This window comes from Enterobacter sp. 4974935, from assembly GCF_058661735.1.
This window is the reverse complement of the sequence record NZ_JBZWGT010000003.1, coordinates 1,364,548-1,390,332: the sequence shown is the minus strand read 5'-3', so window position 1 is coordinate 1,390,332 and position 25,785 is coordinate 1,364,548. Positions and strand designations below refer to the sequence as shown.

Annotated in this window: 16 protein-coding genes; 12 read left to right on the top strand and 4 right to left on the bottom strand. The window is 57.6% G+C overall.

What is annotated here, in order from left to right; all coding sequences use genetic code 11:
* Nucleotides 1–200: 200 nt before the first annotated feature.
* The gene (locus AC4OVS_RS07765; protein ID WP_367075998.1) at nt 201–1,784 is read left to right on the top strand and encodes a TerC family protein; all 1,584 of its coding nucleotides are present in this window, start codon (nt 201–203) and stop codon (nt 1,782–1,784) included.
* Nucleotides 1,785–1,874: 90 nt separating this feature from the next.
* Here the strand turns inward: AC4OVS_RS07765 and asmA are convergent, their stop codons facing one another.
* The 3 genes from asmA to udk all read right to left on the bottom strand — a co-directional run bounded on the left by asmA (nt 1,875) and on the right by udk (nt 5,063).
* On the bottom strand, nt 1,875–3,725 hold the full coding sequence (gene asmA, locus AC4OVS_RS07760) for an outer membrane assembly protein AsmA (protein ID WP_154051433.1): 1,851 nt from the start codon (nt 3,723–3,725) through the stop codon (nt 1,875–1,877).
* Nucleotides 3,726–3,748: 23 nt separating this feature from the next.
* Nucleotides 3,749–4,330, bottom strand: a complete 582-nt coding sequence (gene dcd / locus AC4OVS_RS07755) for a dCTP deaminase (RefSeq protein WP_006811250.1) — start codon at nt 4,328–4,330, stop codon at nt 3,749–3,751.
* 91 nt (nt 4,331–4,421) lie between these two features.
* Entirely contained in the window at nt 4,422–5,063 is a 642-nt protein-coding gene (gene udk, locus AC4OVS_RS07750) for a uridine kinase (protein ID WP_000130320.1), read from the bottom strand.
* A gap of 342 nt (nt 5,064–5,405) precedes the next feature.
* Between udk and AC4OVS_RS07745 the strand changes: the two genes are divergently transcribed.
* Complete coding sequence (locus AC4OVS_RS07745) at nt 5,406–8,735, top strand: diguanylate cyclase (RefSeq protein ID WP_023306576.1); 3,330 nt, start codon at nt 5,406–5,408, stop codon at nt 8,733–8,735.
* On the opposite strand, the gene alkA is transcribed toward AC4OVS_RS07745, so the two are convergent.
* Nucleotides 8,700–9,572: a DNA-3-methyladenine glycosylase 2 gene (gene alkA / locus AC4OVS_RS07740; protein ID WP_126291210.1), complete on the bottom strand. Its 873-nt coding sequence runs from the start codon at nt 9,570–9,572 to the stop codon at nt 8,700–8,702. The two genes, AC4OVS_RS07745 and alkA, sit on opposite strands and share 36 nt — an antisense overlap.
* A 130-nt stretch (nt 9,573–9,702) precedes the next feature.
* Here alkA and yegD point away from each other — a divergent pair, with 130 nt between their 5' ends.
* From yegD to AC4OVS_RS07690, 10 genes are all read left to right on the top strand, one after another.
* A complete protein-coding gene (gene yegD, locus AC4OVS_RS07735; protein WP_063857602.1) occupies nt 9,703–11,055 on the top strand; it encodes a molecular chaperone in 1,353 nt (450 codons plus the stop codon).
* A 209-nt stretch (nt 11,056–11,264) separates the two neighbouring features.
* A complete protein-coding gene (locus AC4OVS_RS07730) occupies nt 11,265–12,467 on the top strand; it encodes an MdtA/MuxA family multidrug efflux RND transporter periplasmic adaptor subunit (protein ID WP_032623941.1) in 1,203 nt (400 codons plus the stop codon).
* Nucleotides 12,467–15,589: an MdtB/MuxB family multidrug efflux RND transporter permease subunit gene (locus AC4OVS_RS07725; protein WP_023300557.1), complete on the top strand. Its 3,123-nt coding sequence runs from the start codon at nt 12,467–12,469 to the stop codon at nt 15,587–15,589. The genes AC4OVS_RS07730 and AC4OVS_RS07725 overlap by 1 nt, the downstream gene beginning before the upstream one ends.
* The gene (gene mdtC / locus AC4OVS_RS07720; RefSeq protein ID WP_163347522.1) at nt 15,590–18,667 is read left to right on the top strand and encodes a multidrug efflux RND transporter permease subunit MdtC; all 3,078 of its coding nucleotides are present in this window, start codon (nt 15,590–15,592) and stop codon (nt 18,665–18,667) included.
* The gene (locus AC4OVS_RS07715; RefSeq protein WP_491922302.1) at nt 18,668–20,083 is read left to right on the top strand and encodes an MFS transporter; all 1,416 of its coding nucleotides are present in this window, start codon (nt 18,668–18,670) and stop codon (nt 20,081–20,083) included. It abuts the gene before it with no gap.
* Nucleotides 20,080–21,483: an envelope stress sensor histidine kinase BaeS gene (gene baeS / locus AC4OVS_RS07710; RefSeq protein ID WP_199159820.1), complete on the top strand. Its 1,404-nt coding sequence runs from the start codon at nt 20,080–20,082 to the stop codon at nt 21,481–21,483. The genes AC4OVS_RS07715 and baeS overlap by 4 nt, the downstream gene beginning before the upstream one ends.
* Nucleotides 21,480–22,202: an envelope stress response regulator BaeR gene (gene baeR, locus AC4OVS_RS07705; RefSeq protein ID WP_015572364.1), complete on the top strand. Its 723-nt coding sequence runs from the start codon at nt 21,480–21,482 to the stop codon at nt 22,200–22,202. Before baeS ends, baeR begins: the two co-directional genes overlap by 4 nt.
* Nucleotides 22,203–22,411: 209 nt before the next feature.
* On the top strand, nt 22,412–23,773 hold the full coding sequence (trhP, locus tag AC4OVS_RS07700; RefSeq protein WP_017383261.1) for a prephenate-dependent tRNA uridine(34) hydroxylase TrhP: 1,362 nt from the start codon (nt 22,412–22,414) through the stop codon (nt 23,771–23,773).
* 408 nt (nt 23,774–24,181) lie between these two features.
* The gene (gene ssp4, locus AC4OVS_RS07695; RefSeq protein WP_023300559.1) at nt 24,182–25,147 is read left to right on the top strand and encodes an Ssp4 family T6SS effector; all 966 of its coding nucleotides are present in this window, start codon (nt 24,182–24,184) and stop codon (nt 25,145–25,147) included.
* 7 nt (nt 25,148–25,154) lie between these two features.
* Nucleotides 25,155–25,760, top strand: a complete 606-nt coding sequence (locus tag AC4OVS_RS07690; protein ID WP_023306583.1) for a hypothetical protein — start codon at nt 25,155–25,157, stop codon at nt 25,758–25,760.
* Nucleotides 25,761–25,785 lie beyond the last annotated feature (25 nt).

The window sequence follows — 25,785 nt, the reverse complement described above, 5'->3', positions numbered from 1 at the left end:
AGACCATTTATTGCGATATATCCTAAATATCGTCTTTTGTAATTAAATCTTCGCAATTACCTTATTTACACCGCCCCGCAAATGGGTTTTACCTGAGTGTAGCATTAAGAGAAATCTCACCCCGGCATTGCAATTTACGTCTGCTTTATCCATGATCGAAGTGTGACATTAGTCATATAACAGAAGGTATTGCATTTACTATGGAATGGATTGCCGATCCATCAATCTGGGCCGGGCTGGTGACGCTGGTCGTCATCGAATTAGTGCTCGGCATTGATAACCTGGTGTTTATCGCCATCCTTGCCGATAAATTACCCCCTTCACAACGCGACCGCGCCCGCGTGACGGGTCTTCTGCTCGCCATGGTGATGCGTCTGCTGTTACTGGCCTCAATATCATGGTTGGTCACGCTCACCAAACCCTTATTCAGCGTGCAGGGTCTGAGCTTTAGCGCCCGCGACCTGATCATGCTTTTCGGCGGATTGTTCCTGCTGTTCAAAGCCACGGTTGAGCTTAATGAGCGGCTGGAAGGAAAAGACAGTGAAAACCCCACCCAGCGGCGAGGCGCTAAATTCTGGCCGGTGGTCGCGCAGATAGTGGTGCTGGATGCCGTCTTTTCTCTCGACTCCGTGATTACTGCCGTCGGGATGGTTGACCATCTGGCGGTGATGATGGCCGCCGTGATCATTGCCATCACCCTGATGGTGCTCGCCAGTAAAGCCCTGACGCGCTTCGTGAACAGTCACCCGACTATCGTCATTCTCTGTCTGAGCTTCCTGCTGATGATTGGCTTTAGCCTGGTGGCGGATGGTTTTGGCTTCCATATCCCGAAAGGATATCTGTACGCAGCCATTGGTTTCTCGGTGCTTATTGAGTTTCTTAACCAACTGGCCATTTTCAACCGCCGCCGTTTTCTTTCCGCGAACCAGACATTACGACAGCGCACCGCAGATACGGTGATGCGCCTGCTGAGCGGCAAAAAAGAGGATGCCGAGCTGGATGCTGAATCCGCTGCGATGCTAGCCGACCACAGCGACGGGCAGATCTTCAACCCGCAGGAACGCCGGATGATAGAGCGCGTGCTTAACCTCAACCAGCGCTCGGTCAGCAGTATCATGACCTCCCGCCACGACATTGAGCATATTGACCTGACGGCACCGGAAGAGCAGATCCGTGTCCTGCTGGATAAAAACCAGCACACCCGCGTGGTGGTGACCGGCGGAGAAGAGGAAGAAGAGCTGCTGGGCGTGGTACACGTGATTGACCTGCTGCAACAGCAGCTTCACGGTGAGCCGCTCAACCTGCGCGCGCTGGTGCGCCAGCCGCTGGTCTTCCCGGAAGCGCTGCCGCTGCTCTCCGCGCTGGAGCAGTTCCGCAACGCGCGTACTCACTTCGCGTTTGTCGTTGATGAGTTTGGTTCTGTGGAAGGGCTGGTGACGCTCAGCGACGTGATGGAAACCATCGCCGGTAATCTGCCTAATGAGGTGGATGAGATCGATGCACGCCACGATATTCAGAAAAACGCAGACGGCAGCTGGACCGCCAACGGCCATATGCCGCTCGAAGATCTGGTGCAGTTCGTTCCGCTTCCGCTGGACGAGAAGCGCGAATACCACACTATCGCCGGTTTGCTGATGGAATATCTGCAACGTATTCCGCAGCCGGGCGAAGAGGTCCAGGTGGGGAATTACATGATCAAAACCTTGCAGGTAGAGAGCCATCGCGTGCAGAAGGTGCAGCTGATACCGCTGCGCGGTGAAGATGAGATGGATTTTGAGGTGTAAAAAAGCCGGGTGGCGCTTCGCTTACCCGGCCTACGGTGTCTGGCTTTTGTAGGCCGGGTAAGGCGAAGCCGCCACCCGGCACAACAGGCATCAGAGCTTATCGAGCAACTTTTTCACGTCTTTACCAGACTGAGACTCTTTATTGCGGTCCGCCCAGTCATTCAGCCGACGTTTCGCTTCATCCTGAAGGTGCTTACGCAGGATCTGATCGACCTGCAAACTGTAATTCAGTTCCTGCCATTTTCCGTACACGCGCAGCGGTATCGGCGTCTCTTTCAGGAACTCGACAAGCTGGCCTTCCCCTTCCCAGCCGGCCTTCACGCGGACGTTGAAGCGGGTGTCAACCGTCTCCTTCACCAGATCCAGCGCGCCGTTTCCGGTCAGCGCCAGCAGGGACGAGATTCCCTGCATCTCGTCGAGCGAGAGCTGACCGTTGTCGAGGGCAAGCTCGCTGGTAAAGCTGTCGAGACGGGTTGCGCTATCGTAGTTTTCATTCGCCTTCACGCTGCTGCTGCGCTCTACCGCCTGCTGCACCAGTTGCTGGAAGTTCAGCCCTTCCATGCGCGAATCTTTTAGCTCAACGTGCGCCTGCCCCTTCCAGCTACGACGGAAGGCGTCCGCATCAATCTTCGTGCCGGAGAAATCCCCGGCCAGCGACAGCTGCCCCGTGAGGGAAATCGGGTAATTAAAGGCTTTCAGGATGGTGCCAATTTCAACGTTTTCCAGACGCGGCTGGAACGCGGCGCTGGCAACGTCTTTACGTACGTCCAGCGTGCCCGGCAGGGAGAGATTTCCTGCCCCCATTTTTCCGCTGAGCTCAGAGATGACCAGCAGGCCGTTGTGGTTGAACATCTGGCTGTTGACGTCAGTAAAATCAATCCCACGCCAGCGCACGCTGTTCGCTTTCAGCAGAATGTCGGCGGTAAATCCGCGCAGACCATTGTAGTCAGGCAGATTGAGACTGGAGGAGATCACCGGACGCGACTGCGTGACCTGGCTTTGCCCTACCTGCGCGACACCCTCATCGGTCGCATTCACCGTTTGGGCCGCGAGCAGGTTCTCAAGGTTCAGCTTGTCGAATTGCAGATCCAACACCCACTTGGGTTTCTCATCAAGCGTGACGCTCGCCTGCCCCTTCAGGGAACTGTCGTTGGCCTGGAGGTTGAGCGCGTTCAGTTCGAGCTGTTTGCGCTCTTCGTGCCACACCGCCTGCATCGTGCCCTGGCCGGCGATCCCCTTCGCGGGTAAATCCGCGCCGGTCAGCTGCCAGTTGACCTGCTGAACGTCCGCCGTCAGCTGGTGCGGGTAGTCAGAGGCGTTCACGTTCGCATTCATCGACAGGTTGAGATCGCGCTGATTACGGTTGATCCGCCCGGAGAACTCCATGGTCGCGTGATGGTTGGCGTCCTGCTCCATCTTGAGGTTGATATTGCGGACGGTGATCTGTTCGTCATCCTCATGCTGGAAAACCAGCACGCTGTCAGCGACTTTCAGATTACCAATATCGAAAGACCAGCCGGTGTCAGACGGAACGTCAGGCAAAGTATTTTCACGCGGTGCGACCGGAGCATTCGCCTGACGAACGGCTTCGGTTTGTGGCGTAAGCTGAATCACCGCCCCTTTCAGCATCACCTGTTCAACCTGGAGCTGATGGGATAAGAGCGGGATGAGCGCGACATCAAGACGCATGTTATCCGCCGTAACAAGCGGCTGCGCGGCGCCTGGCGCGGTGAGCGACATACGTCCGGAGAGAATGCTGAGCTGCGGCCAGACGTGCCAGCGCAGCGGCCCGTCCAGCTTGAGTTCATACCCGCTGCGCGTTTCAACCTGCCGCACCATGTAGGCCCGGAAGTCATTCGGGTTAACCAGCAGCACCAACGCTGAAAGGCCAGCCACCAGCACCACCAGCAAAATCATCAGCGTTGTCAGAACTCTTCTCATGGCTTCCTCAGTGAACTCACAGATCAGTCTTTATCGATACGGCTGGCAACCGCACCCTGCTGGTCGCGATATTTTGCGTCCTGACGGCGGTTATAAGGACGGTCTGCCGGGCCGGTCAGCGGTTCGAAGCTCAACGCACCGATCATCATTCCCGGGCGAAGCGCCAGCGGCAGTTTACCGGCGTTAAAGAACTCCAGCACGATACGGCCAGACCAGCCCGGATCGATACGGTGCGCGGTGACGTGCACCATCAGGCCCAGACGCGCCAGAGAAGAGCGTCCGTCAAGCCAGCCGACCAGATCCGCAGGCAGCGTGACCGATTCAAAGGTCACCGCCAGCGCCAGTTCGCCAGGATGGAGATAAAACGCCTCTCCTTCTTCGATGACGATTTCGTCACTCATGACGCGATCCAGCGCCGCACTGACTTCGTCTTTCGGCCCGCTGAGGTCGATAAACGGTGCCGTGTGGCCGCTGAAGGTGCGGAACTTATTCCCCAGGCGTACATCGACGGTCACGCCGTTAATACGCTCAACCGGCGGACGCGGGGTGATAGACAGGCGGCCTTCATCCAGCCAGGCTTCTATATCGCGGTCACAAAGACGCATGGCACTTTCTCCTTTCGTGCATCGCGCCCTGAATCCTTACGGCGTCAGGGCAAAACCAGGTTATCTCTGAACGGTACACAATTCACACGGCTTATTCAAAAAACTGACTGATTTTCGCTTTTAAGATATCAATGGCAATACGGTTTTTACCGCCGCGAGGCACAATAATATCGGCGTATTGTTTAGAAGGCTCAATAAATTGCAGGAACATCGGACGAACGGTTTTCTGATACTGCGCCATCACGGAGTCCATGGAGCGACCGCGTTCGTTAACGTCGCGTTTAATACGCCGCATCAGGCAGATATCCAGCGGGGTATCGACGAAAATCGAGAAGTTCATTGATTCGCGCAGACGGGCGTCGGTGAGCAGCAAAATCCCTTCAAGGATAATCACCTTCTTGGGCTCAATGCGGATCGTTTCCTGGGTGCGGGTATGTTCCACGTAACTGTAGACGGGCAGCTCAATCGCCTCGCCGCGCTTCAGCGCTTCCAGATGCTGGAACAGCAGACTGTGATCCATCGCACTGGGGTGGTCGTAGTTGGTTTTTACGCGCTCTTCCATCGAAAGATGGGATTGATCTTTGTAATAGCTATCTTCGGGAATAACACCGATATGCTCATCACCCACTTGTTCACGCAGTTCGCGATAAAGCGTACTGGCAATAAGACTTTTACCTGAAGCCGATGCGCCGGCGATGCCTATGATGACGCACTGATGAGACTTATCAGTCATAAATTTAGCGACCTGATTAACCTGGATGTAAGGAAGGACGACGCCGGAGCGTCAAACGCGGCAATTATAGGGATTTCGGGGGCGTGATACCAGTCGAATGCGCAGGTTATGCGAGGCGGGCTGAAAAGCGCCGTTTCACGCCTTTAGCGAAATTTTTACGCACGGATTTTCACCATTTCATCCCCCTTCTTCGCAGAGTAACTATTTTATAAGTCTATGAAGTCAAAATCTGAGCACTCAGCATATGAATTGTAAAATGTTTGTACTAGCATAAACCAAATTAATGATTTCACGCGTCCGGAGCTGGCTCCTGACAACACGGCGTCCCTGGATAGAGCGGTAATGAATAAACAATACCAGCGGGTTTTGGTTACTACCCCACATCCTTTACTGCGGCTTGTCTGTCTGGGTCTGGTCACGTTCATCTTCACCTTATTTTCCCTTGAGCTGACTCGCTTCGGTACGCTGCTGGCGCCATTGTGGTTCCCGACCTCCATTATGATGGTGGCGTTTTACCGCCATGCGGGAAAAATGTGGCCCGGCATCGCCCTCGCCTGCTCCTTTGGCAATATTTTTGCCTCGTGGATGCTCTTTTCATGGGAATCAATCAACTTAACCTACACGGCAATCAATATTATTGAGGCCTGTGTTGGTGCGGTGTTGCTGCGTAAGCTGCTCCCCTGGTATAACCCGCTGCAAAACCTCAACGACTGGATACGCCTTGCCCTCGGCAGCGCCCTGGTGCCGCCGCTGGTGGGCGGCATTCTGGTTCATTTTCTGGTGCCAGGCGCGGAGCCGCTGCGTAATTTTCTGTTTTGGGTACTTTCAGAAGCCATTGGCGCGCTGGCGCTTGTACCGTTAGGTCTGCTGTTTAAACCGCATTACTTGCTGCGCCACCGAAACCCGAGACTGCTGCTGGAAACGCTGGTGACCCTGGTCGTTACGCTGGTTCTTAGCTGGACGGCAATCACCTGGCTGCCGTGGCCGTTCACCTGCATCATCGTTTTGCTGATGTGGAGCGCGGTACGCCTGCCGCGAATGGAAGCATTCCTGATTTTTTTATTCACCATCATGATGGTGTCCTTGATGATGGCGCGAAACCCGCCCTCCATGACACCTTCAAACATGATGGTGACCTTCAACGCGCCATGGCTTCCCTTTCTGATGATGCTGCTCCCCGCCAACATTATGACGATGGTGATGTATGCCTTCCGGGCCGAGCGTAAACATATTACTGAAAGCGAAGAACGTTTTCGTAATGCGATGGAATATTCCGCGATTGGTATGGCGCTGGTGGGCATTGAGGGCCAGTGGCTTCAGGCCAACAAGGCGCTGTGCAATTTCCTCGGTTACAGTCAGTCTGAGCTTCAATCGCTCACGTTCCAGCAGTTAACCTGGCCGGAAGATTTAAATACCGACCTGGAGCAGTTGCAACAGCTGATTAACGGGGAGATCAACAGCTACAGCCTCGAAAAACGCTACTACACCCGCAGCGGCGAGGTGGTGTGGGCGCTGCTGGCCGTTTCCGTTGTGCGCCATGCAGACGGCACGCCGCTCTACTTTATTGCCCAGATTGAAGACATCAACGACCTGAAACAGACCGAGTGGGTGAATAAGCGTCTGATGGAGCGTATCACCCTCGCGAACGAAGCCGGCGGCATCGGGATCTGGGAGTGGGATCTCGAGCCGGACGTGATCAGCTGGGATAAACGGATGTTTGAGCTGTACGAGATCCCCCCGCACATTAAACCCACCTGGCAGCTCTGGCATGCGGCCATGGTGCCTGAAGATCGTGCGCACGCCGAACAGGTACTGCGTGAGTCACTCCAGGCCAGGGTGCCTTTCAAGCTGGAATTTCGCATTCGCGTCAAGGATGGCATTCGCCACATTCGTTCGCTGGCGAACCGGGTGCTGAACAAACAGGGCGAAGTGGAGCGGCTGTTAGGGATCAACATGGATATGACCGAGGTGAAGCAGTTGAACGAGGCGCTGTTCCAGGAAAAAGAGCGCCTGCATATCACCCTCGACTCCATCGGCGAAGCGGTGCTGTGCACCGATATCGACATGAACATCACCTTTATGAACCCGGTCGCCGAGAAGATGAGCGGCTGGTCGCAAAGCGAAGCGCTGGGTCAGCCCGTTCTGAAGGTGCTGCACATTACCTTCGGCGAGAACGGCCCGTTAATGGAAAACATCCACAGCGGCGATATGTCCCGTACCGATATCGAACAGGATGTGGTGCTAAACTGCCGGAATGGCGGCAGTTTCGACATTCATTACAGCATTACCCCGCTCAGCACCCTGGAGGGGCACGCTATCGGCTCGGTGCTGGTGATTCAGGATGTCACCGAGTCGCGCAAAATGCTGCGCCAGCTGAGCTACAGCGCTTCCCATGACGCCCTTACCCACCTGGCGAACCGCGTCAGTTTTGAAAACCATCTTAAGCGCTTGTTGCAGACGGTACAGGAGACCCATCAGCGTCACGCGCTGGTCTTTATCGATCTTGACCGTTTTAAGGCGGTGAACGATACCGCAGGCCACGCGGCGGGCGACGCGCTCCTGCGCGAACTCTCTTCGCTGATGCTGACCATGCTGCGCTCCAGCGACGTGCTGGCGCGTCTGGGCGGCGACGAGTTTGGCCTGCTGCTGCCGGACTGCAACGTCGAAAGCGCACGCTATATTGCGGGCCGGTTGATCGACGCCATCAACAACTATCATTTTTCCTGGGAAGGACGCCTGCACCGCATCGGCGCCAGCGCGGGGATCACATTGATTGACGACGCTAATTATCAGACAGCGGAAGTGATGTCTCAGGCCGATATCGCCTGTTACGCCTCGAAAAACAGCGGGCGCGGTGTGGTCACCGTCTATGAACCCCAGCAGGAGCGGATCCACAGCACGCGCAGCATGATGTCGCTGGATGAGCAGTGGCACATGATCAAAGATAATCATCTGCTGATGATCGCCCGCAGCGTCGCCTCACCGCGCATTCCCGAGAGCAGTAGCTTCTGGCTGATTTCCCTGCGGTTGTGGACCAGCCAGGGGGAAGTGCTGGAAGAGCATGCCTTCCGCGCCGGGCTGGCGGAGCCGGAGCTGCTGCACGCCCTTGACCGACGTATATTCAGCGAATTTTTCCGTACCTATGCCGCACAGGTGGCGGCCAAAGGGATGGGCGTCGCGCTGCCGCTCTCAGAAGCGGGTTTAGCCAGCGTCACGCTGGTGGATGAGCTGCTCGACCTGATCACCAGAGGTCCGCTGCCGGCGCGGCTGCTGCATCTGGCGATCGCCGTTGATGTGCTGAGCAATACGGATGAAAACGTGCAGCAGGGTCTGCAAAAGCTTCGTCAGGCTGGCTGTCGCGTGGTGCTGACCCGGGTTGGACGCGATATGAACGTCTTCAGCCAGCTCAGCGCCAACACCGCTGATTATCTGCTGCTGGATGCAGACGTGGTGACCAACGTCCACGGCAATCTGATGGATGAGATGATGGTGACCATCATTCAGGGCCACGCCCAGCGTCTGGGCATAAAAACCATTGCCGGGCCATGCCATCAGTCGATCATGATGAATACGCTGTCGGGCATCGGCATTGACTTTATTTACGGCGACACCATCGGGGAAGCGCAGCCGCTCGATCTACTGCTGAATACCAGCTATTTCGCCATCAACTGACGGCGACCAGCCGTCGGTGTACCAGATATGTAACAGCGCATACGAGCGCCACGGCTGCCAGCGCTCGGCATAGCGACGGATCTGCGCGGGCGTCATACCGGCAAAGCGCTGTTTAATGAGATAATCATCCGGCAGGAATACATCCTTCGCCTGCCAGCCGCGCAAGGCTAGATAATTTGCGGTCCAGCGCCCGATGCCGGGGCGCTGCTGTAGCGCCTTCATCCCGGCCTCGACGTTCGCAGGCGGGAACAGCGGGAATTCACCGTCCACCACCGACTGCGCCAGATGAATCAACGACTCCGCACGCTTGAGCGGCATCCCAAGGGCTTTCAACGCCAGCGGATCCACCGCGGCCAGTACCTCTGGCGGAGGAAAACAGAGGTAGCCCGGCGCGTCCTGGATGGGTTCACCGCACAGCGCCACCACTCTTGACGCCAGTTTTGCCGCCATCGCCACGCTCACCAGTTGCCCGAGAATGGCGCGCACGCCCTGCTCGTAGGCATCCATCGCGCCCGGCAAACGTAACCCCGGCCGCGCCGCGCCGAGGTCGCCCAGGGTCTTCGCAATTCTTAGCGGGTCGCAATCAAGATCGAACAGGCGGGCAATGCGATCCAGGCAAATATCCGCCACCGGGATCAGGCCAGGGCTGAGCGACACCGCCAGCGTATGGGTTGCGCTGTCTGGCACAACCCGAAATATGCCCTGATGCCCCGCATAGCCAAAACTGCGTTCGTAGTAATCCTCCGTAACGGTCTCAACCCCTGTGACCGCACGCGCGGCAAAAAAGCCAAACATCCACTGCCAGTCGTAGGGCGGTTGCCAGTTCAGGGTGAACATCGTCTCTCCTTTTGTATTTACCTCAGCATAAACCGAAAGATCGCGTTGCGCCTTGCTTTCATATTCCTGTTGTCGCCTGGCAGACATTTCGCTAAAGTCTCGCCCCTTCTCACCGGCATGGGGATTTATTGTGTTTATTGGATTCGACTACGGCACCGCAAACTGCTCGGTTGCGATAATGCAAAACGGACAACCGCAGCTCCTGAAAATGGAAAACGGCAGTACGCTGTTGCCGTCAATGCTCTGTGCGCCCACGCGTGAAGCGGTGAGCGAGTGGCTGTTCCGCCACCATCAGGTTCCGGCCACGGCGGCGGAGACCCAGGCGCTGCTGCGCCGTGCGGTCAGCTTTAACCGCGAGGAAGATATCGACGTTACCCCTTCCAGCGTGCAGTTCGGCCTCTCTTCCCTCGGGCAGTACATTGAAGACCCGGAAGAGGTCTACTTCGTTAAATCGCCGAAATCCTTCCTCGGCGCCAGCGGCCTGAAGCCACAGCAGGTGGCGATGTTTGAAGATCTGGTCTGCGCGATGATGCTGCACATCCGCAATCAGGCGCAATCCCAGGTGCCGGATGCCATCACCCAGGCGGTGATTGGCCGTCCGATCAACTTCCAGGGGCTGGGCGGCGACGAAGCCAACCAGCAGGCGCAGGGGATCCTTGAGCGTGCAGCGCACCGGGCTGGCTTCCGTGACGTGGTGTTCCAGTATGAGCCGGTTGCGGCGGGACTGGATTTTGAAGCCACGCTGACGGAAGAGAAACGGGTGCTGGTGGTGGACATCGGCGGCGGTACGACGGACTGTTCATTACTGCTGATGGGTCCGCAGTGGCATCATCGTCGCGATCGTGAAAACAGCCTGCTGGGGCACAGCGGCTGCCGCGTGGGCGGTAACGATCTGGATATCGCCCTGGCATTCAAGAGCCTGATGCCGCTGCTCGGCATGGGCGGTCAAACCGAGAAAGGCATCGCCCTGCCGATCCTGCCATGGTGGAATGCGATTGCCATCAACGACGTCCCTGCCCAGAGTGATTTTTACAGCACCGCGAATGGGCGTTTCCTTAACGATCTGGTGCGTGATGCGCAGGATGCAGAGAAGGTCGCGCTGCTGTATAAGGTGTGGCGTCAGCGCCTGAGCTACCGCGTGGTGCGCACCGCCGAAGAGAGCAAAATCGCCCTTTCCGATCGTCCTGAGCATGCGGTTACGCTACCGTTTATCAGTGACGATCTGGCTACGGCTATCACCCAGGAAGGGCTGGAAATGGCGCTGGCTCAGCCGCTACAGCGTATTCTGGAGCAGGTGCAGCTGGCGCTTGAGAATGGCAAAGAGAAACCGGACGTGATTTACCTGACCGGCGGTAGCGCCCGTTCACCGCTGATCAAGAAAGCGCTGGCGGAACAGCTGCCGGGGATCCCGATTGCCGGCGGCGATGACTTTGGCTCCGTTACGGCAGGACTGGCCCGCTGGGCGCAGGTGGTGTTTAGCTAATGGGGTTGTGCCGGGTGGCGCTGCGCTTACCCGGCCTACGGTTCGAGGATCTTGTAGGCCGGGTAAGGCGAAGCCGCCACCCGGCGAAACAACGCACCACACTCAGACCATTCCTGACAGTCTTCCATATTTCCTCCATTTTTCCGCTGTGTTACCTGACTAAACTAGTATCATTCCCCGAAAGTGTTTCAGGACGAGAACGTATAACGATGAAAGGCAGTAACAAATCCCGCTGGGCAATCGCCGTTGGTCTGATTGTGGTGGTCCTGGCCGCCGCCTGGTACTGGCACAGCCAGTCCGCGAACTCCACGGCACCTGCTGGCGCCAATAGCCCCTCACAACGTCCAACGGGCGGCGGGCGCCACGGTATGCGCGGCGCGGCGCTGGCACCGGTGCAGGCGGCAACGGCGGTGAATAAAGCGGTGCCTCGTTATCTCTCCGGGCTGGGAACCATTACCGCCGCCAACACCGTGACGGTACGTAGCCGCGTGGACGGTCAGCTGATGGCCATCCACTTCCAGGAAGGCCAGCAGGTGAAAGCCGGCGATCTGCTGGCGGAAATCGACCCAAGCCAGTTTAAGGTGGCCCTGGCGCAGGCGCAGGGGCAGCTCGCGAAAGACAAAGCCACCCTCGCCAATGCCCGCCGCGATTTAGCCCGCTATCAGCAGCTGGTAAAAACCAACCTCGTGTCGCGCCAGGAGCTGGATACCCAGCAGTCTCTGGTCAGTGAATCTCAGGGCACCATCAAGGCCGACGAAGCCGCGGTCGCCAGCGCCCAGCTCCAGCTCGACTGGAGCCGGATCACCGCGCCGATTGACGGCCGCGTGGGCCTGAAACAGGTTGATATCGGCAACCAAATCTCCAGCGGCGATACCACGGGCATCGTGGTGATCACCCAGACGCACCCTATCGATCTCGTCTTTACCCTGCCGGAAAGCGACATTGCGACGGTGATACAGGCGCAGAAGGCCGGAAAAGCGCTGGTGGTTGAAGCCTGGGATCGCACCAACAAGCAGAAGCTGAGCGAAGGTTCGCTGTTGAGCCTGGATAACCAGATCGATACCACCACCGGCACCATCAAGCTTAAAGCACGCTTCAACAATCAGGACGATGCCCTGTTCCCGAATCAGTTCGTCAATGCGCGAATGCTGGTCGCGACAGAAGAAAACGCCGTGGTGATCCCGACGGCGGCCCTGCAAATGGGCAGTGAAGGCAACTTTGTCTGGGTGCTGAACAGCGAAAACAAGGTCAGCAAACATCTGGTGAAAACCGGGATCCAGGACAGTCAGACGGTGGTAATCAGTGCCGGGCTGTCCGCTGGCGACCGCGTCGTAACCGACGGTATTGACCGTCTGACCGAAGGGGCGCAGGTCGAGGTGGTGGAAGCGCAAAATACAGGAGCAAAAGCCTGATGCAGGTGATGCCGCCGAGCTCTACAGGTGGGCCATCACGCCTGTTTATCTTACGTCCGGTTGCGACGACCCTGTTGATGGTGGCGATCCTGCTGGCCGGGATCATTGGCTACCGTTTTCTGCCCGTGTCGGCGCTGCCGGAAGTGGACTACCCGACCATTCAGGTTGTCACCCTCTATCCGGGCGCCAGTCCGGATGTGGTGACGTCCGCCATCACCGCCCCGCTGGAGCGTCAGTTCGGCCAGATGTCTGGCCTGAAGCAGATGTCCTCCCAGAGCTCAGGCGGCGCCTCGGTCGTCACGCTTCAGTTCCAGCTCACGCTGTCGCTGGACGTCGCCGAGCAGGAGGTGCAGGCCGCGATTAACGCTGCCACTAACCTGCTGCCGTCTGACCTGCCGAATCCACCGGTTTACAGCAAGGTCAACCCGGCGGATCCACCGATCATGACCCTTGCCGTCACCTCCTCCGCCATGCCGATGACGCAGGTGGAAGACATGGTTGAAACCCGTGTGGCGCAGAAGATTTCGCAGGTGACCGGCGTGGGACTGGTGACGCTGGCGGGCGGTCAACGCCCCGCTGTGCGCGTTAAGCTCAATGCCCAGGCCATTGCCGCGCTGGGGTTAACCAGCGAAACCATTCGCACCGCCATCAGCAGCGCCAACGTTAACTCAGCGAAGGGCTCGCTGGACGGCCCAACCCGTGCGGTCACGCTCTCTGCCAACGACCAGATGCAGTCCGCCGATGAATACCGCCAGCTGATTGTGGCCTATCAAAACGGCGCGCCGATCCGCCTCGGCGACGTGGCAACCGTCGAACAAGGCGCGGAAAACAGCTGGCTCGGGGCGTGGGCCAATAAGCAGCAGGCGATTGTCATGAACGTTCAGCGCCAGCCGGGCGCGAACATTATTGATACCGCCGACAGCATTCGCACCATGCTGCCGCAGCTGGTGGAAAGCCTGCCAAAATCGGTGAGCGTGAAAGTGCTTTCTGACCGCACCACGAATATTCGCGCCTCGGTGTCAGACACCCAGTTCGAGCTGATGCTGGCGATTGCGCTGGTTGTGATGATCATCTACCTGTTCCTGCGCAACGTTCCGGCAACCATCATTCCCGCCGTCGCCGTGCCGCTCTCGCTGGTCGGGACGTTTGCGGTGATGGTGTTCCTCGACTTTTCGATTAATAACCTGACGCTGATGGCGCTCACCATCGCCACCGGGTTCGTGGTGGACGATGCCATCGTGGTCATCGAGAACATCTCGCGCTATATCGAAAAAGGTGAAAAGCCCTTAGCCGCCGCGCTGAAGGGCGCAGGAGAAATTGGCTTTACCATCATCTCGCTCACCTTCTCGCTGATTGCGGTGCTGATCCCGCTGCTGTTTATGGGCGATATCGTCGGGCGGCTGTTCCGCGAGTTTGCCGTGACGCTGGCGGTCGCCATTCTGATCTCTGCCGTGGTGTCGCTGACGCTGACGCCGATGATGTGCGCCCGCATGCTGAGCCACGAATCTTTGCGCAAGCAAAACCGCTTCTCGCGCGCCTCCGAGCGGATGTTCGAGCGCATTATTGCCGCCTACGGCCGCGTGCTGGCGAAAGTCCTGAATCATCCCTGGGCGACGCTCGGCGTGGCGCTCGGCACCCTGGCGCTCAGCGTGATGCTGTGGATTTTCATTCCGAAAGGCTTCTTCCCGATTCAGGACAACGGCATTATTCAGGGCACGCTTCAGGCGCCGCAGACGGTCTCCTTCGCCAACATGGCGCAGCGCCAGCAGCAGGTGTCTGAGATCATCATGAAAGATCCGGCGGTGGAAAGCCTGACTGCCTACGTGGGCGTGGACGGCACCAACCCGTCGCTCAACAGCGCGCGCCTGCAAATTAACCTTAAACCGCTCGATGACCGCGACGATCGCGTCAACGCGGTAATTGAGCGACTGCAAAGCGCGGTGGCGCGCGTGCCGGGCATTGAGCTGTATCTGCAACCGATCCAGGATTTAACCATTGATACGCAGGTGAGCCGCACGCAGTACCAGTTTACGCTCCAGGCCACCTCGCTTGATGCACTCAGCACCTGGGTGCCGCAGCTGGTGGATAAGCTGAAAGCACTGCCGCAGGTTTCTGACGTCAGCAGCGACTGGCAGGATAAAGGGCTGGCGGCGTACGTGAACGTCAACCGCGACACTGCCAGCCGTCTGGGCATTACCATGTCCGACGTGGATAACGCCCTGTATAACGCCTTTGGTCAGCGACTGATCTCCACCATTTACACCCAGGCCAACCAGTATCGCGTGGTGCTGGAACATAACACCGAGAACACGCCCGGGCTTGCCGCGCTGGACTCGATACGCCTGACCAGCAAAGACGGCGGGATTGTGCCGCTCAGCGCCATTGCCAGCGTGGAAGAGCGCCACACCCCGCTGTCGATTAACCATCTCGATCAGTTCCCGTCCACCACCATTTCGTTCAACGTGCCGGATGGGTATTCGCTGGGCGAAGCGGTGGAGGCCATTCTGGGCGCGGAGAAAGAACTCAGCTTCCCGTCCGATATTCAGACCCAGTTTCAGGGCAGTACGCTGGCGTTCCAGGCCGCGCTGGGCAGCACCGTCTGGCTGATTGTCGCGGCGGTGGTGGCGATGTATATCGTGCTTGGCGTGCTGTATGAGAGTTTCATCCACCCGATCACCATCCTCTCCACCCTGCCGACAGCGGGCGTGGGGGCGCTGCTGGCGCTGATGCTGGCGGGGAGCGAACTGGACGTGATTGCGATAATTGGCATCATCCTGCTTATCGGCATCGTGAAGAAAAACGCCATCATGATGATCGACTTTGCGCTGGCCGCCGAGCGCGAGCAGGGTATGGCGCCGCGCGAGGCCATTTACCAGGCCTGCCTGCTGCGTTTTCGCCCGATCCTGATGACCACTCTCGCCGCCCTGCTGGGCGCACTGCCGCTGATGCTGAGCACCGGCGTGGGGGCCGAACTGCGCCGTCCGCTGGGCATCGGCATGGTCGGCGGTCTGCTCGTGAGCCAGGTGCTGACGCTGTTTACCACGCCGGTTATCTACCTGCTGTTTGACCGTCTGGCCCTGTGGACGAAAAGCCGCTTCCCGAAACGTGAAGAGGAGGCGTAAGTGAAGTTTTTCGCCCTCTTCATTTACCGTCCGGTGGCGACGATTTTACTCTCCGTCGCTATCACCCTGTGCGGCGTGCTCGGCTTCCGGCTGCTGCCGGTGGCCCCGCTGCCGCAGGTCGATTTCCCGGTGATCATGGTCAGCGCCTCGCTGCCGGGCGCATCGCCGGAAACCATGGCCTCATCGGTGGCGACGCCGCTTGAGCGATCGCTTGGGCGGATTGCCGGGGTTAACGAGATGACCTCCAGCAGTTCGCTGGGCAGCACGCGCATCATTCTGGAATTTAACTTCGACCGGGATATCAACGGTGCGGCGCGCGACGTGCAGGCCGCGATTAACGCCGCCCAAAGCCTGCTGCCGAGCGGCATGCCGAGCCGTCCAACCTACCGCAAGGCCAACCCGTCCGATGCGCCGATCATGATCCTGACGCTTACGTCAGAGACCTACTCCCAGGGCGAGCTGTACGATTTTGCCTCCACCCAGCTGGCGCAAACCATCGCCCAGATTGACGGCGTGGGTGACGTGGATGTCGGCGGCAGCTCCTTGCCCGCCGTGCGCGTGGGGCTGAATCCGCAGGCGCTGTTTAATCAGGGCGTGTCGCTGGACGACGTGCGTTCCGCCATCAGCAACGCCAACGTGCGTAAGCCGCAGGGTGCGATTGAGGACAGCAGCCACCGCTGGCAGATCCAGACCAACGACGAGCTGAAAACCGCCGCCGAGTATCAGCCGTTGATTATTCACTACAACAACGGCGCGGCGGTGCGCCTGAGCGACGTCGCCAGCGTCACCGATTCGGTGCAGGACGTGCGTAACGCCGGGATGACCAATGCCAAACCGGCGATTTTGCTGATGATCCGCAAGCTGCCGGAAGCCAACATCATTCAGACGGTGAACAGCATCCGCGCGCGGCTGCCGGAGCTTCAGGAAACCATTCCGGCGGCCATCGATCTCCAGATTGCGCAGGACCGCTCCCCCACCATCCGCGCCTCGCTTGAAGAGGTAGAGCAAACGCTGATCATCTCCGTCGCGCTGGTAATTCTGGTGGTGTTCCTGTTCCTGCGCTCGGGGCGCGCCACGCTGATCCCGGCGGTAGCGGTCCCGGTATCGCTGATAGGCACCTTTGCCGCCATGTACCTGTGCGGGTTTAGCCTTAACAACCTGTCGCTGATGGCGCTGACGATTGCCACCGGGTTTGTGGTGGATGATGCCATCGTGGTGCTGGAGAATATCTCGCGTCATCTGGAAGCGGGCATGAAGCCGCTCCAGGCGGCGCTTCAGGGGACGCGCGAAGTGGGCTTCACGGTCCTGTCCATGAGCCTGTCGCTGGTGGCGGTGTTCCTGCCGCTGCTGCTGATGGGCGGCCTGCCGGGGCGACTGCTGCGCGAATTTGCCGTCACGCTCTCCGTCGCCATTGGTATCTCACTGGTGATTTCGCTGACGCTAACGCCGATGATGTGCGGCTGGATGCTAAAGCGCAGCCAACCACACTCACAGCCGCGCAGGAAAGGCTTTGGCCACGTCCTGATGGCGATGCAGTCCGGCTACGGCAAATCGCTGAAATGGGTGCTGAACCACACGCGTATTGTCGGGCTGGTGCTGATGGGCACCATCGTGCTCAACGTCTGGATGTACATTACCATCCCGAAAACCTTCTTCCCGGAGCAGGATACCGGCGTGCTGATGGGCGGTATTCAGGCAGACCAGAGCATTTCGTTCCAGGCGATGCGCGGCAAGCTTCAGGACTTTATGAAAATCATCCGGGAAGATCCGGCCGTAGACAACGTTACCGGCTTTACCGGCGGCTCGCGCGTTAACAGCGGGATGATGTTTATTACCCTTAAGCCGCGCGGTGAACGTCACGAAACGGCGCAGCAGATCATTGACCGCTTGCGGGTGAAGCTCGCCAAAGAGCCGGGGGCAAACCTGTTTTTGATGGCCGTTCAGGATATCCGCGTCGGCGGACGACAGGCTAACGCCAGCTATCAGTACACCCTGCTCTCGGATGACTTAGCCGCCCTGCGCGAGTGGGAGCCGAAGATCCGTAAAGCGCTGGCCGCGCTGCCGCAGCTGGCGGACGTGAACTCCGACAGCCAGAACAACGGCGCGGAGATGGCGCTCACCTACGATCGTGAAACTATGGCCCGCCTGGGCATTAACGTGGAGGCGGCCAACAGCCTGCTTAACAACGCCTTCGGGCAACGTGAAGTCTCCACCATCTATCAGCCGATGAACCAGTACAAGGTGGTAATGGAAGTTGATCCGCGCTACACCCAGGACATCAGCGCGCTGGACAAGATGTTTGTGATCAATGATGACGGTAAGGCGATTCCGCTGTCGTACTTCGCCAGCTGGCAGCCGTCGAACGCCCCGCTGTCGGTGAACCACCAGGGGCTTTCCGCCGCCTCGACCGTCTCGTTTAACCTGCCAACCGGCTCGTCGCTGTCTGAGGCCAGCGATGCCATTAATCGCGCCATGACCCAGCTCGGGGTGCCCTCCTCCGTGCGCGGCAGCTTTGCCGGTACGGCGCAGGTGTTCCAGGACACCATGAACTCGCAGGTTATTTTGATTCTGGCGGCCATTGCCACGGTTTATATCGTGCTGGGTGTGCTGTACGAAAGCTACGTGCACCCGTTGACCATTCTCTCCACGCTTCCCTCTGCGGGCGTGGGGGCGCTGCTGGCGCTGGAGCTGTTCGGTGCTCCATTCAGCCTCATCGCGCTCATTGGGATCATGCTATTAATAGGTATTGTGAAGAAAAACGCGATAATGATGGTCGACTTTGCCCTGGACGCCCAGCGCAACGGCAACCTGACGCCGGACGAGGCGATATTCCAGGCCTGTCTGCTGCGTTTTCGCCCGATCATGATGACTACGCTGGCCGCGCTGTTCGGCGCACTGCCGCTGGTCATATCCGGCGGTGACGGCTCTGAACTGCGCCAGCCGCTGGGGATCACGATCGTTGGCGGCCTGGTGATGAGCCAGTTGCTGACGCTCTACACCACGCCGGTAGTCTATCTGTTCTTTGACCGCCTGCGGCTGCGTTTTTCGCGAAAAAAGAGAACCACGGTGACCGAGTAAATGACCGACCTACCCAGTAACGTTCGCTGGCAATTGTGGATCGTCGCGTTCGGCTTCTTTATGCAGTCGCTGGACACGACCATCGTGAACACAGCCCTCCCCTCAATGGCGAAAAGCCTGGGGGAGAGCCCGCTGCACATGCATATGGTGATTGTCGCCTACGTGCTGACGGTCGCCGTGATGCTGCCCGCCAGCGGCTGGCTGGCGGATAAAGTCGGCGTACGGAACATCTTCTTCACCGCCATTGTGCTGTTTACCACCGGGTCGCTGTTTTGCGCCCAGGCCAATACCCTCGACCAGCTGGTGGTGGCGCGCGTGCTACAGGGCGTCGGCGGCGCGATGATGGTGCCCGTCGGGCGGTTAACGGTGATGAAAATTGTTCCGCGCGCGCAGTATATGGCGGCGATGACCTTCGTCACCCTGCCCGGTCAGGTCGGCCCGCTGCTGGGCCCGGCGCTGGGCGGTATTCTGGTGGAGTATGCCTCCTGGCACTGGATCTTCCTGATCAACCTGCCGGTCGGTATTATCGGCGCGATTGCCACCCTGACGCTGATGCCGAACTATAAAATGCAGACCCGGCGCTTTGATTTCTTTGGCTTCATCCTGCTGGCAGCTGGCATGGCGACGCTCACCCTGGCGCTCGACGGGCAAAAAGGGCTGGGGATCTCCTCCCTGTCGCTCGCCCTGCTGGTAGCGCTGGGTGTCACCGCCATTCTCTGGTATCTGTGGCATGCCAGAGGCAACGCTAACGCGCTGTTTAGCCTGAACCTGTTCAAGAATCCCACCTACCGTCTTGGTCTGTTCGGCAGCTTTGCCGGACGCATCGGCAGCGGCATGTTGCCGTTTATGACGCCGGTATTTTTACAGATTGGGATGGGCTTCTCGCCGTTCCATGCCGGGCTGATGATGATCCCGATGGTGCTCGGCAGCATGGGGATGAAGCGTATTGTGGTGCAGGTGGTAAACCGCTTTGGCTATCGCCGGGTGCTGGTGGCCGCCACGCTCGGGCTGGCGCTGGTTAGTCTGCTGTTTATGACCGTGGCGCTGCTGGGCTGGTACTACATCCTGCCACTGGTGCTGTTCTGCCAGGGGATCATCAACTCCATGCGCTTCTCGTCGATGAACACCCTGACGCTGAAAGATCTGCCGGACGAACTGGCGAGCAGTGGTAACAGCCTGCTGTCGATGATCATGCAGCTCTCTATGAGCGTGGGGGTCACGGTCGCCGGATTGCTGCTCGGCATGTACGGTCAGCACCATCTCAGCGCCGACACCCCCGTCGCGCATCAGGTCTTTTTATACACCTACCTCAGCATGGCGGTAATTATCGCCCTGCCCGCTTTTATCTTTGCCAGAGTACCGAATGACACGACCAAAAACGTTGTGATCCGACGCGGCAAAAGGAGTGCACCATGAAATTCTGGCGTCCGGGGATCACCGGTAAGCTTTTTGTGGCGATTTTCGCTACCTGTATCGTCCTGCTGATTACCATGCACTGGGCGGTGCGGGTCAGCTTTGAGCGCGGCTTTATTGACTACATCAAGCACGGTAACGAACAGCGCTTACAGGGCTTAAGCGACGCGCTGGGGGAACAGTATAGCCTGCACGGTAACTGGCGTTTTCTGCGCAATAACGATCGTTTTATATTTCAAATTCTGCGCTCGCTGGAGCACGATAATGACGACGACCGTCCGGGGCCGGGCATGCCGCCGCACGGCTGGCGCACCCAGTTCTGGGTGATTGATCAGGAGATGCGCGTGCTTGTTGGCCCACGCTCGCCGGTACCGCCGGACGGTACAAAGCGCGCCATCACCTCGAACGGCGCCACGGTGGGCTGGGTTATTGCCTCGCCGGTCGAGCGGCTGACGCGCAACACCGACATCAACTTTGACCGCCAGCAGCGCCAGACCAGTTGGCTGATTGTCGCGCTTTCTACCCTGCTTGCGGCGCTCGCCACCTTCCCGCTGGCGCGCGGCCTGCTGGCGCCGGTTAAACGCCTGGTGGAAGGCACGCATAAGCTGGCGGCGGGTGATTTCTCGACCCGCGTGGACACCCGCAGTCAGGATGAACTGGGCAAGCTGGCGCAGGACTTCAACCAGCTCGCCAGCACGCTGGAGAAAAACCAGCAGATGCGCCGCGACTTTATGGCCGACATTTCGCACGAGCTGCGCACCCCACTGGCGGTGCTGCGCGGTGAGCTGGAGGCGATTCAGGACGGCTTGCGGCAGTTCACCCCCGAATCCGTGGCCTCGCTACAGGCGGAAGTCGGTACGCTGACCAAGCTGGTGGACGATCTGCATCAGCTTTCCATGTCCGATGAAGGCGCCCTGGCCTACCAGAAAGCCCCAATCGACGCGATCAATATCCTTGAAGTCGTGACCGGCGCGTTCCGCGAACGCTTCGCCAGCCGTGACCTGAAAATCAACCTCTCGCTGCCTGACAGCGCGGTGGTATTCGGTGACAGAGATCGCCTGATGCAGCTGTTCAATAATCTGCTGGAGAACAGCCTCCGCTACACCGACGGCGGCGGCGGGTTGCATATCTCCGGCAAGCAGGAAAACGGGCGCTTTGCCCTGACCTTTGCGGACTCTGCCCCTGGCGTGAAGGATGCGCAGCTGGAAAAACTGTTCGAGCGCTTCTATCGCACCGAAGGTTCACGCAACCGCGCCAGCGGCGGCTCCGGCCTTGGCCTGGCGATTTGCGTTAATATTGTGGAGGCCCACGGCGGCACCATCCGCGCCGCCCATTCGCCTTTTGGCGGGGTTAGCATTACAGTAGAGTTACCTCTGGAACGGGATTTATCGAGGGAAGCATGACCGAGTTACCGATTGACGACAACACACCGCGTATTTTGATCGTGGAAGACGAGCCTAAACTTGGGCAACTGCTGATCGACTATTTGCGCGCTGCGAGCTATGCGCCAACGCTTATCAGCCACGGCGACCAGGTGCTGCCCTACGTGCGCCAGACGCCGCCGGATCTGATCCTGCTGGATCTGATGCTGCCGGGTACTGACGGCCTGACCCTGTGCCGGGAAATTCGTCGTTTCTCCGATGTACCCATCGTGATGGTGACGGCCAAAATCGAAGAGATCGACCGTCTGCTGGGGCTCGAAATCGGCGCTGACGATTACATCTGCAAGCCTTACAGCCCGCGGGAGGTGGTCGCTCGCGTGAAAACCATCCTCCGCCGCTGCAAGCCGCAGCGTGAATTGCAGGTGCTGGATGCACAAAGCCCGCTGATCGTCGACGAAAGCCGCTTCCAGGCGAGCTGGCGCAGCAAACTATTGGATCTCACCCCCGCGGAGTTCCGCCTGCTGAAAACCCTCTCCCACGAGCCGGGAAAAGTGTTTTCCCGCGAGCAGCTGCTCAACCATCTGTATGACGATTACCGCGTGGTGACCGACCGCACCATCGACAGCCACATCAAAAACCTGCGCCGCAAGCTGGAGGCGCTGGACGCCGACCAGTCGTTTATTCGTGCGGTGTACGGCGTGGGGTATCGCTGGGAAGCGGATGCGTGCAGGATTGCCTGACAACATTCTCCCCTCACCCTGCCCTCTCCCCAGGGGGGAGAGGGTGTTTTAGTCCCCTCTCCCCCCTGGGGAGAGGGTTAGGGTGAGGGGTCCGGACTTTACCTCCCCGCCCCGCAGCGCTACAATGCCCGCCCTTAAAGTGGGGGATCTCCCCTTACCGCTGCACCTGGTGCACGCGGATCTGACCTGTCATCAGAACGAGAACAAACATGTTTAAACCGGAACTCCTTTCCCCGGCGGGAACGCTGCAAAATATGCGTTACGCTTTCGCCTATGGTGCCGACGCCGTCTACGCGGGCCAGCCGCGCTATTCGCTGCGCGTGCGTAACAACGAATTCAACCACGAGAATCTTCAGCTCGGCATCAACGAAGCGCATGCCCTGGGCAAAAAATTCTACGTGGTGGTGAACATCGCGCCGCACAACGCCAAGCTGAAAACATTCATTCGTGACCTGAAGCCGGTCGTGGAGATGGGGCCGGACGCGCTGATCATGTCAGACCCGGGTTTAATCATGCTGGTTCGGGAGAACTTCCCGGAGATGGACATTCACCTCTCGGTGCAGGCTAACGCCGTCAACTGGGCAACGGTGAAATTCTGGAAACAGATGGGGCTGACCCGCGTCATTCTGTCTCGCGAGCTGTCTCTCGAAGAGATCGAAGAGATCCGCACCCAGGTGCCGGATATGGAGATCGAAATCTTCGTTCACGGCGCGCTGTGCATGGCCTACTCCGGCCGCTGCCTGCTCTCTGGCTATATCAACAAGCGTGACCCGAACCAGGGCACCTGCACCAACGCCTGCCGCTGGGAATATAACGTTCAGGAAGGCAAAGAGGATGACATCGGTAACATCGTGCATAAACACGAGCCGATCCCGGTCACCAACGTTGAGCCAACGCTGGGTATCGGCGCGCCTACCGACAGCGTGTTTATGATCGAAGAAGCCAAACGTCCGGGTGAGTACATGACCGCCTTCGAAGACGAGCACGGCACCTACATCATGAACTCGAAGGATCTGCGCGCCATCGCGCACGTGGAGCGTTTAACCCAGATGGGCGTGCACTCCCTGAAAATCGAAGGCCGCACCAAGTCCTATTACTACTGCGCTCGTACCGCGCAGGTGTATCGCAAAGCCATCGACGATGCCGCCGCCGGTAAACCGTTCGACACCAGCCTGCTGGAAACGCTGGAAGGCCTGGCGCATCGCGGTTATACCGAAGGTTTCCTGCGTCGACATACCCACGACGACTACCAGAACTACGAGCATGGCTATTCGATTTCCGAACGCCAGCAGTTTGTAGGCGACTTCACCGGCGAGCGTAAAGGCCCGCTGGCCGCCGTCGCCGTAAAAAACAAATTCACTAAAGGCGACAGCCTGGAGCTGATGACACCGCAGGGCAACATGAACTTCCGCCTGGAGCATCTGGAAAACAAAAAAGGTGAGGCGATTGAGGTCGCACCTGGCGACGGCCATGTGGTCTGGCTGCCGGTTCCTGAAGAAGTAGAGCTGGAGTTTGCGCTGCTGATGCGCAATTTTGAAGGTGAAAATACCCGAAATCCGCACGGCAAATAGTCAATCAACGGGATTTTTTCACGCTGGGATAATTCTTAGAATCGGATCACATACCGCTTCGTTCAATACGGGTATTATCCCCCCGCTGAAAAACATAACCCATAAATGCTAGCTGTACCAGGAACCACCTCCTTAGCCTGCGTAATCTCCCTTACGCGGGCTTATTTTTTTGTTAACTCCTGAAATTTTTCCCCCTGATAAATATGGCGTTGCATTGACCCGGGAAAGGTTTGTGTCAGCATTAGGCGTATCATCTAAGCAAGTCGAACGAACAAAGGATCCTAATCACATTTTTAATGGATTTGAGAGGGATGAACACTATTCGGAACATTCCTAATTTTAAGTGTTAACAGGACCTTTACTCTTGATTTATTAACAATCAACGTTTCACACGGACGGAGAGATGAAGTGACATTCACAGGACAACTTTCAAAGGATCTTCCAGATTACGAACTCGCACGCAGTCTTGGTCTTGCCTCTGGCGGCGATATAAATTTCACAGCACTTGCAGGTCAACTGGACTGCAGCAGAAATTTTAGCCAGGCCGGGATTATCTACTCAGACGGTACACGTCAGTGGCTAGTACGGCCATCAAGAAGGATTGCGACACCAAACGAAAGCTCGGTTAGTCATGTAGTCATAACCAAAGTAAATGCCTCACAAGTTAACCCCGTTCACGCAACAACGGCTACGATTCAGTCCCCTTCCCTGGCGACTGAAATTGGTTCAACGGCAATTTCCTGCGGAGCCGCAATTCTTACTGTTGTACTTGCGGCAGGGGCCGGTATGGCTATACCTCTCACTGCAGGGTCTTCCGGTGCTATAGCCGCTGTGATTTTAGCCGGTGGTGTAGCAACTGGAATTCAATGTGCAAATGGGCTTGGCCGACTATCGTTGATTGCTATGAATCACGATGACTACGTTGCGTGGATGGACTCCCAGGAGTGGTATACAGCAACCAACACAGCCCTGGATGCGATTTCTCTTGCCGGGGCTGCTGCGGGTTTAAAAAGCGCTGCATTAACATATCGCCTTCTTAACCGTTCATCGTCTGAGAGTTTGCTCTCCTTATTACAAAAAATGAGCCGGGCCGACCGTACGCGATTAACAGAGGAGATTATTCGTATCCGCAATCCCGGCATCTCGAATTCAGGTGTAAAAGCAGCAATGAAGGCAGGCGTGTATCCCAAACGTTATCCGTCAGAAGCGTTGCAGTTGCTCTTACAGCGTGAGTTGCTGAATACCATTTCAAATTCTTCTGCCTTCGTTGGAAGTGCCATCTCAGGAAATATCAGAAATCCACAGAATGTTGCACAAACGGGTAAATACATTTTTGGTTTAATTCAGTCTTTTTCATTTACAGGAAGTTATTGACCCGTCCATGATGAAATACATTAAAGATAGCCTTGCATTAAGTGCTTTGGTTAAAAGTAAAATGGCGACCGATGATCCCAACCAGCTTGAAACATTAAAAGAACAGTTAAAAGATCGGTTCGGCGTTCCTGTGGGCGTCCATATGACAGGAATTCCTTTGGCAGTGAGCACGTTACTGGCTATTTTTTGCTACGCCATGCTGCAAGTATCCCTCTGGTTGTTGCTGTTTCGCTGGCTCGGCTTACCCGAATTTAAGGTTATGATGGGAGTATTCATTGCAGCGATTGTGTATTGTCTGGTAGTGATGAGCACGATGTTTCTGACTACACGAGGTTCTTTACCTGGATATAAACTGCATATTTTCGTCATTACGCTGACAGGCATAATGAGCATCATTTATTTCATCTGGACGGGGATTTCGCTTTTATTCGGCCCTGTTGAGAACTACACACCGCAAATAACCTCTTTGCTGGGGCTGGGATGTTTCTTTCTGAACATTATGTGGATGAATTCATCGATTTTTTACCGCTCCATTGCGCTAACGCTACATAATCGGGTCTGGCGTAAGCAGCTCAAAATCGAGGCAAGGCCAATGTCACACCTCAAACGTTGACCACAATAGTCAATTGAGCGGCAGT

What these genes read in the sequence shown, in the direction of transcription:
- AC4OVS_RS07730 (WP_032623941.1), top strand. Translation starts at nt 11,265, where the DNA reads ATGAAAGGCAGTAACAAATCCCGCTGGGCAATCGCCGTTGGTCTGATT.
- udk (WP_000130320.1), bottom strand. Translation starts at nt 5,063, where the DNA reads ATGACTGATAAGTCTCATCAGTGCGTCATCATAGGCATCGCCGGCGCA.
- asmA (WP_154051433.1), bottom strand. Translation starts at nt 3,725, where the DNA reads ATGAGAAGAGTTCTGACAACGCTGATGATTTTGCTGGTGGTGCTGGTG.
- baeS (WP_199159820.1), top strand. Translation starts at nt 20,080, where the DNA reads ATGAAATTCTGGCGTCCGGGGATCACCGGTAAGCTTTTTGTGGCGATT.
- alkA (WP_126291210.1), bottom strand. Translation starts at nt 9,572, where the DNA reads ATGTTCACCCTGAACTGGCAACCGCCCTACGACTGGCAGTGGATGTTT.
- trhP (WP_017383261.1), top strand. Translation starts at nt 22,412, where the DNA reads ATGTTTAAACCGGAACTCCTTTCCCCGGCGGGAACGCTGCAAAATATG.
- AC4OVS_RS07765 (WP_367075998.1), top strand. Translation starts at nt 201, where the DNA reads ATGGAATGGATTGCCGATCCATCAATCTGGGCCGGGCTGGTGACGCTG.
- baeR (WP_015572364.1), top strand. Translation starts at nt 21,480, where the DNA reads ATGACCGAGTTACCGATTGACGACAACACACCGCGTATTTTGATCGTG.
- AC4OVS_RS07715 (WP_491922302.1), top strand. Translation starts at nt 18,668, where the DNA reads ATGACCGACCTACCCAGTAACGTTCGCTGGCAATTGTGGATCGTCGCG.
- dcd (WP_006811250.1), bottom strand. Translation starts at nt 4,330, where the DNA reads ATGCGTCTTTGTGACCGCGATATAGAAGCCTGGCTGGATGAAGGCCGC.
- AC4OVS_RS07725 (WP_023300557.1), top strand. Translation starts at nt 12,467, where the DNA reads ATGCAGGTGATGCCGCCGAGCTCTACAGGTGGGCCATCACGCCTGTTT.
- AC4OVS_RS07745 (WP_023306576.1), top strand. Translation starts at nt 5,406, where the DNA reads ATGAATAAACAATACCAGCGGGTTTTGGTTACTACCCCACATCCTTTA.
- AC4OVS_RS07690 (WP_023306583.1), top strand. Translation starts at nt 25,155, where the DNA reads ATGATGAAATACATTAAAGATAGCCTTGCATTAAGTGCTTTGGTTAAA.